Annotated in this window: 13 protein-coding genes; 5 read left to right on the forward strand and 8 right to left on the reverse strand. The window is 35.1% G+C overall.

The features are described from left to right. Positions 1 to 255: 255 nt before the first annotated feature. Entirely contained in the window at positions 256 to 1023 is a 768-nt protein-coding gene (locus BHE19_RS17030) for a sulfite exporter TauE/SafE family protein (RefSeq protein ID WP_070908107.1), read from the reverse strand. 124 nt (positions 1024 to 1147) lie between these two features. Here BHE19_RS17030 and BHE19_RS17035 point away from each other — a divergent pair, with 124 nt between their 5' ends. Continuing rightward, positions 1148 to 1669: a DUF7935 family protein gene (locus BHE19_RS17035; RefSeq protein ID WP_070908108.1), complete on the forward strand. Its 522-nt coding sequence runs from the start codon at positions 1148 to 1150 to the stop codon at positions 1667 to 1669. 137 nt (positions 1670 to 1806) lie between these two features. Here BHE19_RS17035 and BHE19_RS17040 read toward each other — a convergent pair whose 3' ends face one another. Next, entirely contained in the window at positions 1807 to 2706 is a 900-nt protein-coding gene (locus BHE19_RS17040; protein ID WP_017497538.1) for a patatin-like phospholipase family protein, read from the reverse strand. Between the two features lie 97 nt (positions 2707 to 2803). After that, positions 2804 to 4876 carry a M1 family metallopeptidase gene (locus BHE19_RS17045; RefSeq protein WP_070908109.1) on the reverse strand — a complete coding sequence of 691 codons (2073 nt, stop codon included), beginning with the start codon at positions 4874 to 4876 and terminating at the stop codon, positions 2804 to 2806. 94 nt (positions 4877 to 4970) lie between these two features. On the opposite strand from BHE19_RS17045, the gene BHE19_RS17050 reads away from it, so the two are divergent. Beyond that, positions 4971 to 5708: a Dph6-related ATP pyrophosphatase gene (locus BHE19_RS17050; RefSeq protein ID WP_070908110.1), complete on the forward strand. Its 738-nt coding sequence runs from the start codon at positions 4971 to 4973 to the stop codon at positions 5706 to 5708. Between the two features lie 9 nt (positions 5709 to 5717). After that, complete coding sequence (locus BHE19_RS17055) at positions 5718 to 6221, forward strand: hypothetical protein (RefSeq protein ID WP_017497541.1); 504 nt, start codon at positions 5718 to 5720, stop codon at positions 6219 to 6221. Positions 6222 to 6367: 146 nt separating this feature from the next. Here the strand turns inward: BHE19_RS17055 and BHE19_RS17060 are convergent, their stop codons facing one another. Both BHE19_RS17060 and BHE19_RS17065 read right to left on the reverse strand, forming a co-directional pair. After that, entirely contained in the window at positions 6368 to 6907 is a 540-nt protein-coding gene (locus tag BHE19_RS17060) for a DUF1697 domain-containing protein (RefSeq protein ID WP_070908111.1), read from the reverse strand. A 63-nt stretch (positions 6908 to 6970) separates the two neighbouring features. Continuing rightward, positions 6971 to 8737 (reverse strand): hypothetical protein, encoded by a 1767-nt coding sequence (locus tag BHE19_RS17065; RefSeq protein ID WP_070908112.1) that lies wholly within the window; start codon positions 8735 to 8737, stop codon positions 6971 to 6973. Between the two features lie 255 nt (positions 8738 to 8992). Between BHE19_RS17065 and recG the strand changes: the two genes are divergently transcribed. Then, entirely contained in the window at positions 8993 to 11101 is a 2109-nt protein-coding gene (gene recG, locus BHE19_RS17070; protein WP_070908113.1) for an ATP-dependent DNA helicase RecG, read from the forward strand. Positions 11102 to 11535: 434 nt separating this feature from the next. Here the strand turns inward: recG and BHE19_RS17075 are convergent, their stop codons facing one another. The 3 genes from BHE19_RS17075 to BHE19_RS17085 all read right to left on the reverse strand — a co-directional run bounded on the left by BHE19_RS17075 (position 11536) and on the right by BHE19_RS17085 (position 13723). Then, entirely contained in the window at positions 11536 to 12138 is a 603-nt protein-coding gene (locus BHE19_RS17075) for a PAS domain-containing protein (RefSeq protein WP_017498789.1), read from the reverse strand. A 102-nt stretch (positions 12139 to 12240) separates the two neighbouring features. Next, positions 12241 to 13095, reverse strand: coding sequence for a histidine kinase (locus tag BHE19_RS17080; protein ID WP_017498790.1), 855 nt, complete (start codon positions 13093 to 13095; stop codon positions 12241 to 12243). 31 nt (positions 13096 to 13126) lie between these two features. Beyond that, positions 13127 to 13723: a TlpA family protein disulfide reductase gene (locus tag BHE19_RS17085; RefSeq protein WP_070908114.1), complete on the reverse strand. Its 597-nt coding sequence runs from the start codon at positions 13721 to 13723 to the stop codon at positions 13127 to 13129. Between the two features lie 698 nt (positions 13724 to 14421). Between BHE19_RS17085 and BHE19_RS17095 the strand changes: the two genes are divergently transcribed. After that, positions 14422 to 15483 carry an efflux RND transporter periplasmic adaptor subunit gene (locus tag BHE19_RS17095; protein WP_017498792.1) on the forward strand — a complete coding sequence of 354 codons (1062 nt, stop codon included), beginning with the start codon at positions 14422 to 14424 and terminating at the stop codon, positions 15481 to 15483. Positions 15484 to 15503 lie beyond the last annotated feature (20 nt).

Raw genomic sequence — 15503 nt, forward strand, 5'->3', positions numbered from 1 at the left:
AAATTTTTCTCCATAGTGATGCAAAATTAAGAATTATAGCTTTAATAAGCTACTAAGAATCTAAGGTTCTGAGGTACTAAGTTTTTTGTTTTTCTAATAATATAGATTATCAGGCACTAACCTATTTAGTGAGCATGTTTATCTAAACTTTCAAGAGAATTAGTTATTATAATGTATGAAATTTATTAATAGTTATTTATTAGAAACGAAAACCAACGAAAAACTTAGACCCTCAGAATCTTAGCAACTCAGCACCTATTTATAGAAGACATCATAAGAAAATCGGATTAACGTACCAATTACTACCACTAAAAAGAAAACGCGAATAAAACCATTTCCTTTATTAATGGCGAGTTTTGCACCAAGCCACCCGCCGAGTCCGTTGCTTATCGCCATAGGAATTGCGATTGTCCAGATTATTTTTCCTTTTATCATAAACAGACAGATCGAACCGAAGTTGGTAGCGAGATTTACCATTTTGGCATTTGCAGACGCGTGAAGAAAATCAAATCCTAAAAGCGCTATAAAAGCAACCACAAAAAAACTTCCGGTTCCGGGACCGATAAAGCCATCATAAAAACCAACAATTATACTGATGGCAACTGCGTACAGTATTTGTATTCCGGCCGAATGATCTTTAGCTTCGTGTTGTCCGAAATTCTTCTTGGCATAAGTATAAATCAGTAAAAGTGATAACACAACCAATAAAAGAGGTTTCATAAAATCATTACTGACGTAGGTTAAGAGCGTAGAGCCCAGAAATGCAGAGGGAACAGCTAAACACATCATAATTATTAAAAGTCTCCATTGAATTACAACTTTTTTGAGGTATTGAAAGGCTGCGAAAGAAGTTCCGGTAAAAGCGGGTAACTTCAGAGTACCTATAACGGTAGAAACCGGTAAATTTGGCAATAGAATCAATCCCATTGGTGTTTGAATTAATCCGCCGCCGCCTACTATGGCATCAATAAATCCTGCCGCAAAAGCAGCTAAACAAAGTAAAATTATTATGTAGGTGTCCATTCAGGCTGTATTTGAAGTAGTTTTAAAATCTCATCACAAAAGTATGCTTCCAGTTTGTTTATTACAATAATTTTAAAGTGGATTTCTCCCTGAAAAGTATATTTTTGCTAAAAATTTAAACCCAATGGATTTTACAAGAATTATAGAATTAGCCAGTTACACTTTACCTGCTGTCGTTACCGGATTTGTTGCCTACAGTTTTTTTGAACTGCACATTAAGAATTTCGATAAAAAGCGTAATTTTTTACTAAACAAAGAAGCACATAAAGAATCTTTGCCTATACGTTTACAAGCTTACGAACGTATGACTTTATATTTAGAGCGTATCAATCTGACCAAATTACTGATCCGAATCGCTCCTATCTCAAATGAAAAACACGATTACGAGAATTTTGTGATCGATCAGATCGAACAAGAGTTTGAGCACAATTTAACGCAACAAATTTATATGTCGGATGAATGCTGGACCATTATTACCACAGCAAAAAATTCAACCATACAAATCATCCGTAAGACTGCCATGAGTGATCGTGTAGACAGTGCTGATAAATTGCGTGAAGTAATTTTAAATGATTTATTAGAGAAACAATCCCCAAGCAATGCAGCTTTGGCGTATATCAAGAATGAAGTAGCGGAACTTTTCTAGATTCTTAGATTGCTGGATCTTTAGAGTATTAGATTTTGAAGTTAAACCTTATGATGAGTTTTTTATTTCGAATAATCCAATAATCTAAAGATCCAATAATCTAAGTTAGTCTAACAAACTAAGAAGTCTAAGAAAGACTATCTGTTATCACTCATAACTTCAGATTTATTCTGGGCATATTCATAGCCTTGTTCCCACCACTCTTTCATGACTTCCTGATTGAAGATAAGGGCGTTATCGGTTAGTTTTGTTGGAGTGTAGTACAGATTAAGTTTTACATTTTTATTGTTTGCCAGAAGCTTCCCAATAGTAATATCATGCTTTTCGACCTGATCTAAAGCAATTCGGAACAAATCGATCATTAAAGAAAATGGATTCTTACCGATAACTGTTTTATCCATATTTACCTCAGTTTCCAGAATAATAACGTCAATTTCTGTTGCCCCGCGATTAATGGCTTCACGGATTGGAACTAAGCTTGCAAAACCTCCATCCCCGTATTCGTAGTTGTTTTTCTCAACAAGACTCATAAAAGGGACATAATTACTGGAAATCCAGGACCATTCACAGAATTCTTCATAAGTACAATCTTTCACTGATTTGTATTCTGCCTCATTCTTGGTAAAATTAGTTACTGTTATAACAATGTCACTGTCCAGTTTTTTTAGTTTATTGAAATCTGATATAGAAAAATTATTCTTTATGTACCTCTTTAAACCTTTACTTTCACCGAAAGTACGTTTTCCTTTGAAAAACTGACGTAATACGTTAAAATGATTTATGGTTACAATGTCTACTCCGTCTTTATTTTTAACGACAAATGGACAAATATTAAAAATACTGGCCATGGTAACATTGGTATAAACAGAGTGAATTTTCTTAATGTGCCCTAAGGCCAAATGAGGTATTAGCAAACTACCGGTCGAAGTACCAATAAACAAATCATACTCATGATTCTTCTCTTCGATCAGGTATTGTGCCACACCGCCGGCAAATGCCCCTTTACTTCCCCCACCAGAAATAACCAATGCTCTCATATTTTTTTAAGTTGTGCGTTTTAAGCTAGGAGTTAAAAGTATTCAATTGTACTTTTTTACAACTACTCCACTCTGTTTTTATTACTACTAAAAATTGCTATTTTTTTATTTCCTCTGCCAACAAACGTTTTAGTTGAAATTGTTCATCGGGGTTTAAATTAGTCAAAATTCTTTCAAACGAAGCACGCAAATCTGTATTTTTTAGCAAAAGTCGGATTGTATCTCTCCCAAACTTTGAAAATTGCCACATGTGATGAGTTGTCGCAGAAACTAAGTTCGTTAAAACAGCATCATTGATAATCTTAAAAGCAATCAGTTTTTCTAAAGCATTTTGCCTGGTAGTAGCTTCATATTTTGCAGAAGAAAAAGCTATTAACTCCGAAATTAAGACTTCTGAATCTTTTGCATAATTAGGTGTTGAAAGTCCTAATGAAAGCCATAGCGTTCTTAAATTGTAGTCGTTAAAACCAACCCAATTTTTTGATTTGTCCAAATATCGGGTACGGTGCTCAGGAAAGTTTCTCCATAACCAGTACAAAGCAACTTCTTGTGTTTGATATGATTTATCGTCTAGCAAGTTTTCATATTCCGCCCTGAAGTCTTCCGGGATTTTAGTCAAAGAAGCCGCAACTGCCTGCCGAATCTGAAGGTCATTTGTTTTCAGAGCTTGCAATAATAATGCTTTCTTTGATTCGTATTTTTCATTTTCTAATTGATTAACAATAGCTTCTTTTACAGAAGAGTAAATATCTGAATCTAAAGTTTTACTTAAAAAATCCACTTTCTCTGCTAAAGCTGTCTTTTTTAATTTATCAACTTCTAATCGAACCTGAATCGATTTGTTTTTACTCAATAAAGTATTGGCCGTTGCTGTATCAAAAACAATTGATTCCAACCAGGTTTTCTGAAATTTATCCAAATCAAAGTCAGATACCTTTTTTATTTCATCAAAGAAATTTTGTGTATTTACCGTTTGATAAGCGTACTTTTTAAGATAACTCTTTATTGCTTTTTTGAATGCTTTATCGCCAATAGATTCATGTAATACAAATAATGCCCAGGCTCCTTTTTCATAAAAAGTCAAAGAGCTGGCTTTTGCATTTAAAACCGGAATAGAATCGGTCCTGGAGGCAAATTTTATTTGTTGTGCGGTATCGTATAATTTGGAGTAAAAAAAATCATCGCCATAAATTTCTCTTTCGGCCAGAGCTGCAAAATAAGTAGCAAAACCTTCCTGGAGCCAATGATGTGTACTGCTTTCGGCTGTGATAAGATCACCAAACCAATGATGTGCTAATTCATGTGCGTCTACATTGGTATAATTTCGATCTTCAAAACCAATAGAATCCACTACATAACGCGTAGCAAAAAGTGTTGAAGTGGTGTTTTCCATACCGGCATATAAAAAATCACGTACCGGAATTTCGCGATAGATTTCCCATGGATATTTAACGCCTATTTCTTTCTCCAAAAAATCAAAAATACGTTTAGAGTAACGGTACGTTGGTTCAAAACGATCTGCATCTTTGTTTTCCAGATAATACTCTAACGGGATTCTGGATTTTGCTCTAAGCTCTTTCTTGTCATACTTTCCTATGGCAAGCATCAGAAGATAAGAACTCATTGGTTTCTCCATTTTATACTGCCAGTGTGTTTGATTGGTGTTTATTTTTTTACTTTCTAAAATACCATTCGAAATGACCTGATAAGTACTATCGTAGGTTACTCCTAAACTAAATACGACCTTTTCGTTTACATCATCAAAACTTGGAAACCAATTGCTGGTATACCTTCCCTGCCCTTGTGTCCAGATTTGTACTTCTGAGTTGTCCATATTCACAAAATACAGGGCCTGTTTTGGCTTGGCGCTGTATTGAAAAGTAAGATGATTTTCTCCCTTTTGGAAATTACCGACAATCTTCAGTTCTTTATCTGTAGTTATAAAAACTGTTTCTCTGTTATCTATCTGAACATTAGAAAATGCCATATTTTTTGCATCAATCCTGATCGTATCAATTGGTTTCAGAATCTCAAATTGATAATCGACTGTACCTGAAATTGTTTTTTCGACAGCATTTACAGACAATTGTCCGGAAACGGTTTTAAAATCAACAAATTGTGTTTGCTGTGCAAAAGTAAAAGCGGTAAAAAATAAAAGAGTATATTTCATTGAACCAAAATTGAGGGCGAAATTCCAAAGTTACAAAGGTTTGACAAACAAATCGAAGGAAAGTTGTAAGTTTACCAGACAAAATTACAACAGCATGCCAAGACCTAAAAAAGCTTTGTTTAACTGGAGCAGCGGAAAAGATTCTGCTCTTGCCCTTTATAAGATTTCACAAAATCCTGAATTCAAAATTGAATGTTTACTGACAAGTGTCAATCAGCAATACCAGCGAATTTCAATGCATGGTGTTCGTGTAGAACTGTTGGAAGCGCAAGCCAAAAGTCTGGGTATGCCTTTGAAAATTATGCAAATCCCGGAGATGCCTACGATGGAAACTTACGAAGGTGTGATGAATGAAACCTTACTTGAATTAAAAAATCAGGGAATTACACATTCCATTTTTGGGGATATTTTTTTGGAAGATCTACGAAAGTATCGTGAGACTCAATTGGCTAAAATAGATTTTGAAGGTGTATTTCCTCTTTGGAAAATTCCTACTCAGGATTTAATACAAGAATTCATTGCCCTTGGATTTAAAACGATTGTGGTATGTGTAAACGAACGGTTTTTAGATAAAAGTTTTGTGGGAAGAATTATCGATCAGGATTTCATTAACGACTTACCTGAAAACGTGGACGTTTGTGGTGAAAATGGCGAATTTCATACCTTTACATTTGATGGTCCTATTTTCTCAGAACCTGTTTCTTTTGAGATTGGTGAAATCGTTTACCGCAAGTATGAAAAGCCTAAAACTCAGGAAGCCTCAAATACTGCTTGTGATACCAATTCCAGCGATGCTTTTGATTATGGATTTTGGTATTGCGATTTGATTTAAAACGAGAATATGTTCACGAAAGAAAATTCAGAAATAAAGAAAATTTTATCTTTTCTTACTGAAATTGGAATAGATGTAATTGAAAAGGAATTGAATGATACTTTTCTGCCAGGTTTAGATTTAGGTCCGAATTGTGTTGTTATTGATTATGATAAATTATTATATCCGGGTGATATTTTGCACGAAGCGGGGCATCTTGCTGTAACCAGTCCTTCCGACAGAAAACTCGTCGGAACCGAAAAAATAACCTCCAACTGGCCCACTGAAGCCGAAGAAATGGCTGCTATTTTATGGTCTTTTGCCGCATGTTTATATTTAAAATTACCAATCGAGCTGGTTTTTCACCCCGATGGTTATAAAAATGATTCTGAATGGCTGATCTCTAATTTTACTTCAGGAAATTTTATTGGCCTGCCTTTTCTTGAGTGGATCGGTCTTACTTTAGGTAGTGATAGCGCCACTAAAGAAGGAAAACCGGCTTTTCCGACGATGCTAAAATGGATGAGAGAATAGATTGTTAGATTTTTAGATTGTTAGACTAGCTTAGATCTTATTAGGAATAAATTATGAAAAACTAGTCCTCTCGGGACTCTGTCTTTCTTTTTTCTTCAGTCAAGGTCCAAGAATCTAATAATCTAACATTCTAATAATCTAAAGATCTAAACATACATGTTCAGCAAATTGGTAACAGTATTCAGGTTACGCATTGTTCCTATTACATTTAGTTTTTTCTCAATGTATTTCAGTTCTAATCTTGTTTTTCCGGCACCGATATCATATTTAATATAAATACGGTTTTCATCAATACTAGCTTCATCAGGCTTAAATTGACTGATTTTTAAATCGTGTATGCTTTCTTTTTTCAAAGCAATCGAAACAAAAACAATGTAAAGTTTCTTGATATCAATATCTTTTTCTTTTAAAAATGGATTATTGGAAAAGCACAATTCCAGGTCTTCTTTAGCAATTACAATCACAGGAACTTCATGTCCGAAAACTTTAAAAATCTCCTGTTTGATCATAAAACCTACTTTTGAAGGACTTTCTTCTTCTGTATCCACAAATACATTCCCGGACTGCAGATAAGTGCGTACGTTTTGAAAGCCCATGTTTTCTAACATTATCTTCAAGGCTTCCATTTTTATCATGTTGTGACCGGAAACGTTGATCCCGCGTAAAAGTGCTAAATGTGTAGTCATTTTTATAAATTTTATTCAAAGATAGAAATTTCGATTTTGTAGAGACCTTGAACTCCCAGAGAATTACTCGTCGTCTTCACCTATTTCAATATCAAAACTGATTAAGAAATCATTCAGTCGTTCTTTGTATTTCTTTTGAGCCTCGCTTACAATTTCTTTTGTTTCTTCATTGGTTTCTAACGGATCAAGACTGAACTCCTTTTTAACCCATTGTTGAAACTCTTCCTTATTCTCATTCTCTTCATAATACTCTTCGTCTTTGTAAAAATAAGCCGAATCGAAATCAACTGAAATTTCAGTATCTAAAGTGAGAAGATGAATTAGTTTACTAGTATTTTCGGCTACTATATGAATACCTCCTTCATCGCCGAACACGACTATCGGGCAATCGTTTAAATCCTCATTTATCAACCAGTAAGCATACGAGCTTCCGGAACCGTTGGCTCCTGCAAACTCGATAAAACTATTGTAAAACGCTTCTTTCTCCGACCATGTTTTTATACCAGTCTTGTCTTCTGTAATGGTCAAACCAAAACATTCCGAATAAGTTTCTGGGCCATATTTCTGCTCAAACTCGTACAACTTTACTAAATCTGTTGGCAAAGCGTATTTACCAAACTGTACAGCAAATTCTTCTAATGAAAAACTGTTATCGTATTCTTCATCCTCCTCTATTTCGACATCATCTTCCTCTTCAGCCTCTGAAGTAAGAAAATAAAAAGCTTCTATTACAGCACGTTTTACACAATAAAACTCGATTCCGTTTGTCGTTTCATCATTCATCCATTGGTATTTCGGATTTCCCTCTTCATCCAGATATTCGAGAATCAGTGTAATTTCTTCAGTATCATGACACCATAAACCACGCATTCTAATATTAAATCCGTTTCCAATTTCTTCTGAAAGCTGACTGTATTTCTTTCCTTCATAATCAAAAGAAACAAACAAATGTGTGGTATTTCCAATATTGCTGTAAAGTCTTTCCTCTGTTTTGAATTTTTCCATCTCAACTATCGTTTCTACAGCCTCTTTAAACTGAGCGCGAAAATCAGTATACAAATACTGATCTGATTTACTTTGATCGACAATTGAAAGCCCTTTGTTAAAGCAATCATCATAGTAATTATTACCCAGGATCTCCGTGCCATCATCGGAATATTCAATAAAGGAATCATTTACGATATCACTCAATCGGTGTGTTGAAGGAAGATAATTTTCAATCGTTACGATTGACCCGTCAGTATCAGTCAGATTGCTGCAAATCAAAACATCAGGTCTGCCCACATTAACAATTGCCTGAACATTGGTAAAACGTTCAAAATGCATCCACATATCATCACTGTAGATTAACCAGGCGGTAACATCACCCTTTACAAAAAGTTCTCCATGATTGTATTCTCCTAAAAGGGAATCGCATTTTAAGCCGCCACCTAAATAATGTACACTTCCAAACAAAGTAATGTTTGTAGTGCTTGTTTCTCCTAAAACAATCAGAGCAGGTGAATTATCTGTATCAAAAGAACTAATAAGTTTTTTAACTGTTAGATTGCCTTTGAAAATAAATCCGAGTATAAAAACATCCGGATTTTCATCTGTGCTGTAATCCATTTCAAACGTATCCATTTCGACATCATCTTCCGCTAAGAGAAATATAGGATTGTCTTCGTAATCCGGAAAACGCCAGGTATCTTCAAAAACATTGTATATTTTTTGATTGTTAAAATCAGTAAGATCGCCAATAATAGTGTTGGCTTCATGTCGGTTAATCACTTTGAAAGTCACACCTGCAAAATTCATGGTTTCAAAAGGAACTTTTTCTTCGTTAGTCATTATGTAAGGTTTTGGTCTAAAAACATCTGAACAAATCTACTCAATATCTTTATTTATTAAAATAGCCAATGAATTATTTCAGACTTTCAAATTTCCCAATTAAAATTTATCTTCGCAGTTATGAAATCGATTCGAAGATAGAAAATAGAGCAAAGAGGCAAGATTATAGATTTTACTCTAAAATCTTGACTCTTTGTTCTATACTCTTTATTCTTTGCTCTATACTCTAAAAATCTAAAATCTACAATTACTGAAATGTCCAACAATCTCCTTGAAACCCCCATTGAATACCTAAAAGGCGTTGGTCCCAGTCGTGGGCAGCTGCTTCGAAAGGAACTTGGAATTCATAAGTATGGAGATTTGGTTAATTTTTTTCCGAACAGATATATAGACCGAACGCGTTACTATAAAATTAACGAACTTCAGAATACAGGTTCTGAGGTGCAGATTATTGGAAAAATAATCAATATTAAAACCGTCGAATTTGCAAAGAATAAAAAGCGGCTGGTCGCTACTTTTGTAGACGATACGGGGCAAATGGATCTAAACTGGTTTCAGGGGCATAAATGGATTCGCGAAAGTCTGAAACTGAATGAGGTTTGTGTAATTTTTGGAAAATGTTCGTTATACGGAAGTCAATTTAGTATGGCGCATCCGGAAATTGAATTGTGGAGCGAACATGAAAGAAGTCTTCGTTCGGCCATGCAGCCCGTTTATCCTTCAACCGAAACACTGGCTAATAAAGGAATTTCAAACCGTACCATTAACAAACTAATGGAGCAGTTGTTTCTGGAAACTCAGGCTTTATTTACCGAAACTTTTCCAACTTATTTAATCGAAGAATTAAGACTTATTTCTAAAAGAGCCGCTTTATTCAATATTCATTTTCCGAAAAGCACTGATGCTTTGGCGAAAGCACAATACCGACTCAAATTTGAGGAATTGTTTTTTATACAACTTCAATTAATCACTAAAAACCTTATCCGAAAGCATAAAATAAAAGGACATCCTTTTACCATGGTAGGAACGTTTTTTAATGAATTTTATCAAAATCATTTGCCGTTTAGTCTCACAAATGCTCAAAAAAGAGTAATAAAAGAGATTCGTTCCGATATGGGAAGCAATGCCCAGATGAACCGATTGCTGCAGGGAGATGTAGGGTCCGGAAAAACAATTGTAGCTTTTATGAGCATGCTTTTGGCGATAGACAATGGTTTCCAGGCGTGCTTAATGGCTCCCACAGAAATCCTTGCCAATCAGCATTTTATTGGATTATCTGAATTAGCTAAAACACTAAATATCAATATAAAACTCTTAACAGGTTCAAGTAAAACTGCAGCTCGAAAAATAATTCACGAAGAACTGGAAAACGGAAGTTTGCAAATTTTAATTGGTACACATGCGCTACTGGAAGACAAGGTGAAATTTCAGAATCTGGGACTTGCTGTAATTGACGAACAGCATCGTTTTGGCGTAGAACAGCGTTCGAAATTGTGGAAGAAAAACGAAATTCCTCCGCACGTTTTGGTGATGACCGCTACCCCTATTCCGAGAACTTTGGCTATGAGTTTGTATGGGGACTTAGACATTTCTGTAATTGACGAATTGCCTCCCGGACGAAAACCGATTCAAACGGTTCATCGATACGACAGCAATCGTTTGAAAGTATGGAAATTTCTACGTGATGAAATCGCTCTGGGAAGACAGATATATATTGTTTATCCATTGATTCAGGAATCGGAAAAAATGGATTTTAAAGATCTAATGGACGGTTACGAGAGTATTTCCCGCGATTTTCCATTACCTCAATACGCTATTTCTATTCTGCACGGTAAAATGAAACCTGCTGATAAAGATGCTGAGATGAAACGTTTTTCCGAAGGTAAAACCAATATCATGGTAGCCACCACCGTAATTGAGGTTGGTGTTAACGTTCCCAATGCCAGTGTAATGATCATTGAAAGCGCAGAACGTTTTGGCTTGTCACAACTGCATCAACTGCGTGGACGTGTGGGTCGTGGAGCCGAACAGAGTTATTGTATTCTGATGACAAGTTTCAAATTAAGTTCCGACAGTAAAACGCGAATGGAAACCATGGTTCAGACCAACGATGGTTTTGAAATAGCCGAAGTAGATCTTAAATTGCGTGGCCCGGGTGATTTGATGGGAACGCAACAAAGCGGCGTTCTGAATCTTCAAATTGCCGATATTGTTCGCGACAGGGATATCCTGGGTCTGGCCCGTAATTATGCCATGAAAATCCTAAAAGAAGACGCACCGCTGCAAAAACCGGAACACGCCATACTAAAGGCTGTTTTTATCGAACTGACTAAGAAGAAAAACATTTGGAATTATATTAGTTAAGGTTCTAAGTTGCTAAGATTCTAAGGTACTGAGATTCTAAGATTAGGATTGCTACCCATATTATAAACAAGAACACTACGGTCACCCTGAACGAAGTCGAAGGCTTATGAAAACTAAATTAAATGCAAACCTATTGCTATCATCAAAAGCCAAGTTGAAGACTTTTAGAAACTAAATTAAATACAGAACTACTACGGTCACCCTGAGCGAAGTCGAAGGCTTATGAAAACTAAATTAGATGCAAACCTATTGTTATTATCAAAAGCCAAATCGAAGACTTATGCAAATGAATAAAAAAAATATACTTCATTGTGGTAAAGACCAAGCTTTCAACAACTGATGTTTTTGGTGATTTGAATTCGTTGGGGGACAAATTCTTCTAAGTTGAATGCTTATCTTTTACAATGAAGTATATATATATTCTAATGAAATTGCTATTTTTTAGGAGCTGCTTTCTTTTCAAACAGACCACTAAAAAGTCCTTTGCTTATTTTATTCTTGTCGTCTTTTCCTGTCGCAATCAAATGATCGATATACTCCATGTACGTTTTTTTTCGTTCTTCTAAAAAGCCAATCAAATAATCTTCGGCAGCACCCATTCCGCTTACCTCTTCAATATGCAGCAGTTTTTTATACAGAGGGTCAATAAACTTCGCAATGATTTCCTCAGGTACTGATTTTCGGGTTCCAAAATAACCAACAATTTCACCATCATCATCTGCAATAATTTTAAAATCGGTTACCACCCAATAGAATCGTCCCGTTTTAGACATATTTTTGATAATGACATGGATATTCTGACTTGATTTAATACTATCCCATAGAAATTTAAAAATTACTTTCGGCATATCCGGATGACGGACAATATTATGAGCGTGACCGATTAATTCATGCTCATCATATCCCGAAACATCAATAAATGCCTCATTTGCATATAAAATGGTTCCTTTTGTATCTGTTTTACTTAATAATACTTTTGTTTTGTTCCAGTCGACTTCTCTGTCGGATGGAGTCGGGCGGGTAATTCTGTTGTCCATAAATCCTGTATTTAAAATTAATAAGCAATACCATTTTTTATCTTAGGTCCGTATTTTAAAATCATTAAATCACTGATTTAAAATACACTACAATTTGTTATCTTAATTTCTACTATCAGTAGATTTCACATGAATATCGTTTACCAGATCATCAATTCTCTTGGCACTTTCACGCATCATCTCCAAATAGTTTAATAATTTATCATTGTCTGTATGCCCTTTCGAAACGTCAATAAGTTTAAGCACAGAGCTTACCGGTAATTTCAAATCCAGTGTCGTTCTGTGAATAAAATCATTATAATCTTTTGTAGCAGTTAGTGAGCTGTACTTTGCAGAAGCCAATTTCATGTTCTCTAATTCGTATTCGTCTGAAATTTTAGAAATGTGGTTTTGACTGTGTTCTTTAAAATAGTACGCCCAGTACCCGTTCATAAAAAATACCACTGCCGCCAGAACGACGTGAACTACAAAGGTTTCTACATCAAAATTAACCTGCGAGAAATACAATTGTAATCCTTTTGGGTCGTTGAAAACCTGATTTTGCAAATACGCCAAAGCCCCATGATGCAAGACCACCAAAAGTGTCAAAGGAATCTGAAGCTTCCAGTTTTGATAGATAATTAAAATCGTGCTGGCAATAAAAACGGTAAAATGCATCTCAAATAAACCATGCATTTGATAAATATACTGTGCCATAAATATAGCTAAAACAATAGCTAGCACATACTGGTAAAAATTAGATTTCTTAAAGAAAAACTTTGCTGAATAGTACAACAGCAAATTTAAAACACCTACTCCTACTCCGATCTCAAACGTATCATATTTAAAAGCTAAAGCAATTCCAAACAGAAAATAAATCGCTAAAACATAATTGACAATGGTGTCCGATCGTTGGGTCATCGTAGACATGAAATTGTGCAAATAATCTTGTTCATTCAAACTGGCTCTTGTTTTCATAAATTAAAATGATTTTGGTTAAGAATTTGGTTTATTTATTGCATTTTGGTAACGAACATCCGTAAGCTCTCAGAGCTAAAGCATCAAAGGAAGGAGAATGATTCTGTTTCAATAAGGAATCAATTGCCATTTGAGCATAATTACTGTCGGCATTGGTACAATACCTGGTTTTATTGTAGTTCCCGCGATAGTATAAATTCTGAGAATCATCCAGAAGAACAGCTTGCGGGGTTGAGAAAACACCGCAATTTTTAGCTATTGCCTGATCGAAATAAACTGGAATTTTAGCATCAAATTTTTTCTGAATTTCGGCTATGGTGAAAGATCTCTCTTTGTTGAGCACCACAATTTTGAAATTAATCCGGTCGCCATACTTTTTAATGAGTTCCGAAACATGAGGAATGTTAAACCGGGAACAAGGGCAATCGGGATTAAAGAAATGGATAAAAATAGGTTTCCGATCTGCTAAACAGCATTTTAAATCAATCTTACTTCCTATAGCTATCGCTTTGTAATTTTGAGGAACCGGCGTAGGCAGACTGTATTTAAATTCATTCTGCCAGAAGAGAAATGAGATAGCAACAACCAACAATGCCATCCATAAACCAACGAGTAATTTTTTTAGCATAAACAAGTAAATTTGGGGTTGAAACTTAAAAAATGTCTAAACAGTTGTTAATTACACTGTTTATTTATTTAACTATTTTAACTTTAAATCAAATAAAAAACCTACACATTTTAACGCTTAACCCTCAGATACATTATTATTCCAAAAAAAAACAGATCATTTTGTTTAAGCCTATCAATGTTACGAATAAAATCGATAAAGTGCAAATAAAATCGGACAAAATACATCGAAAAATATCTTTGTCGGATTTTTTTGATTTGCAGAACCCGTAATTCTACCCTTTTTGTGGGTAAAACCACAGGAAAGAAGTTCTTAAAAGACCTAAACTTTAATTGATTTAACTCGTTGGGTCCAATTATTCTTTAATACAGAGAATCAATATTTTTGAATAAGACGTTTCACTTATTTTGAATACAGATGCAACTATGTTTTCTTTTTATATATGGACATAAGATCTATATTTCTATGTATTAATCGACTTTTATATTATTTAAAACCAACGGGTTGATTAATTATCTTGTTTTTTTTTAATTCTGTATTAAACCTTGGCACAGAAAAAGAGTCTAATCTTAGTTTTATGTAATGTTTGTACGTACAAATGTTAAATAAAAGCTAAGCTCTCCAGATTTCACAACAAAAAGTTAAATTTGTGTGCTTACTGAAAACATACACCAAAAAAATACATTTACCTCAAGTTTATGAAAGTAAAAAACTTAGTTTACGCCCTACTGATCATTGTATTAGGAGGTTTTATTGCCTACAGAGTCGTGTCGAATAAAAAGAAAAACGACGAATCGAAAAAGTTTGGAGACAAAGACACTCCTACTACGGTAACCGGAATAGTTGTTAAAACTGCAACCTTCGACAACAACCTGTCATTATCAGGTTCTATTGAAGCCAATGAACAAATTGAGATTCGAAGTGAAGTTTCCGGAATTGTGGAAGGCATTTATTTCAATGAAGGCAGTTTTGTAAACAAAGGACAGGTACTTTTTAAAGTAAATGACATCGAACTAAAAGCGCAACTCAGACAAGCCGTGACCCGTGAAGGTCTGGCTGCCGAAAATGAGAGAAGAGCAAAATTATTGCTTCAGAAGGAAGCCATCAGTCAGGAAGAATTTGACGTTGCAAAAGCCGATCATGCCTCTGCACAGGCACAAAGTCAGCTAATCAGAGCTCAAATCGCCAAAACTTCAGTTAAAGCTCCGTTCTCAGGTAAAGTTGGTTTGCGTTCTATTTCGCCGGGAACCTACATCACTCCTACCGTTCTGGTTGCAAAACTGGTAAATACCGGTAAACTAAAAATTACATTTTCGATACCTGAAAAATATGCGGCACAAGTAAAATCCGGATCTGTTATTGATTTTAGCGTTTCAGGTTCCGATAAAGTTTATACAGCAAAAATATACGCCATCGAGCCGGAAGTCGAAGTAGCTACACGTACACTGCAAATTCGTGCTATTGCGGATAACGTGGATGGAAAGCTTTTCCCTGGAACTTTCGCTGATGTGAAACTACCTCTAAACATTGTAAAAGATGCCATTGTAGTCCCTTCAGAAGCTATAATTCCGGTACAAAGCGGTAAAAAAGTATACATTGCCAATATGGGTAAAGCCAAAGAGGTTATGGTTGACGCTACGACAAGAACAGACTCTTCTATTTTAATTCTGTCAGGATTAAAAGCCGGAGACACTCTGATTACCAGTGGCGTAATGTCGCTTAAAAATGAAGCGCCAATAAAAGTGAATGTAAAAAAATAGAAAATGTGAAATGTTAGTTG

This window comes from Flavobacterium tructae (assembly GCF_001853485.1).
Classification (GTDB): Bacteria; Bacteroidota; Bacteroidia; order Flavobacteriales; family Flavobacteriaceae; genus Flavobacterium; species Flavobacterium tructae.

What these genes read in the sequence shown, in the direction of transcription:
- BHE19_RS17075 (WP_017498789.1), bottom strand. Translation starts at nt 12,138, where the DNA reads ATGGACAACAGAATTACCCGCCCGACTCCATCCGACAGAGAAGTCGAC.
- BHE19_RS17055 (WP_017497541.1), top strand. Translation starts at nt 5,718, where the DNA reads ATGTTCACGAAAGAAAATTCAGAAATAAAGAAAATTTTATCTTTTCTT.
- recG (WP_070908113.1), top strand. Translation starts at nt 8,993, where the DNA reads ATGTCCAACAATCTCCTTGAAACCCCCATTGAATACCTAAAAGGCGTT.
- BHE19_RS17050 (WP_070908110.1), top strand. Translation starts at nt 4,971, where the DNA reads ATGCCAAGACCTAAAAAAGCTTTGTTTAACTGGAGCAGCGGAAAAGAT.
- BHE19_RS17060 (WP_070908111.1), bottom strand. Translation starts at nt 6,907, where the DNA reads ATGACTACACATTTAGCACTTTTACGCGGGATCAACGTTTCCGGTCAC.
- BHE19_RS17065 (WP_070908112.1), bottom strand. Translation starts at nt 8,737, where the DNA reads ATGACTAACGAAGAAAAAGTTCCTTTTGAAACCATGAATTTTGCAGGT.
- BHE19_RS17030 (WP_070908107.1), bottom strand. Translation starts at nt 1,023, where the DNA reads ATGGACACCTACATAATAATTTTACTTTGTTTAGCTGCTTTTGCGGCA.
- BHE19_RS17035 (WP_070908108.1), top strand. Translation starts at nt 1,148, where the DNA reads ATGGATTTTACAAGAATTATAGAATTAGCCAGTTACACTTTACCTGCT.
- BHE19_RS17040 (WP_017497538.1), bottom strand. Translation starts at nt 2,706, where the DNA reads ATGAGAGCATTGGTTATTTCTGGTGGGGGAAGTAAAGGGGCATTTGCC.
- BHE19_RS17045 (WP_070908109.1), bottom strand. Translation starts at nt 4,876, where the DNA reads ATGAAATATACTCTTTTATTTTTTACCGCTTTTACTTTTGCACAGCAA.
- BHE19_RS17080 (WP_017498790.1), bottom strand. Translation starts at nt 13,095, where the DNA reads ATGAAAACAAGAGCCAGTTTGAATGAACAAGATTATTTGCACAATTTC.
- BHE19_RS17095 (WP_017498792.1), top strand. Translation starts at nt 14,422, where the DNA reads ATGAAAGTAAAAAACTTAGTTTACGCCCTACTGATCATTGTATTAGGA.
- BHE19_RS17085 (WP_070908114.1), bottom strand. Translation starts at nt 13,723, where the DNA reads ATGCTAAAAAAATTACTCGTTGGTTTATGGATGGCATTGTTGGTTGTT.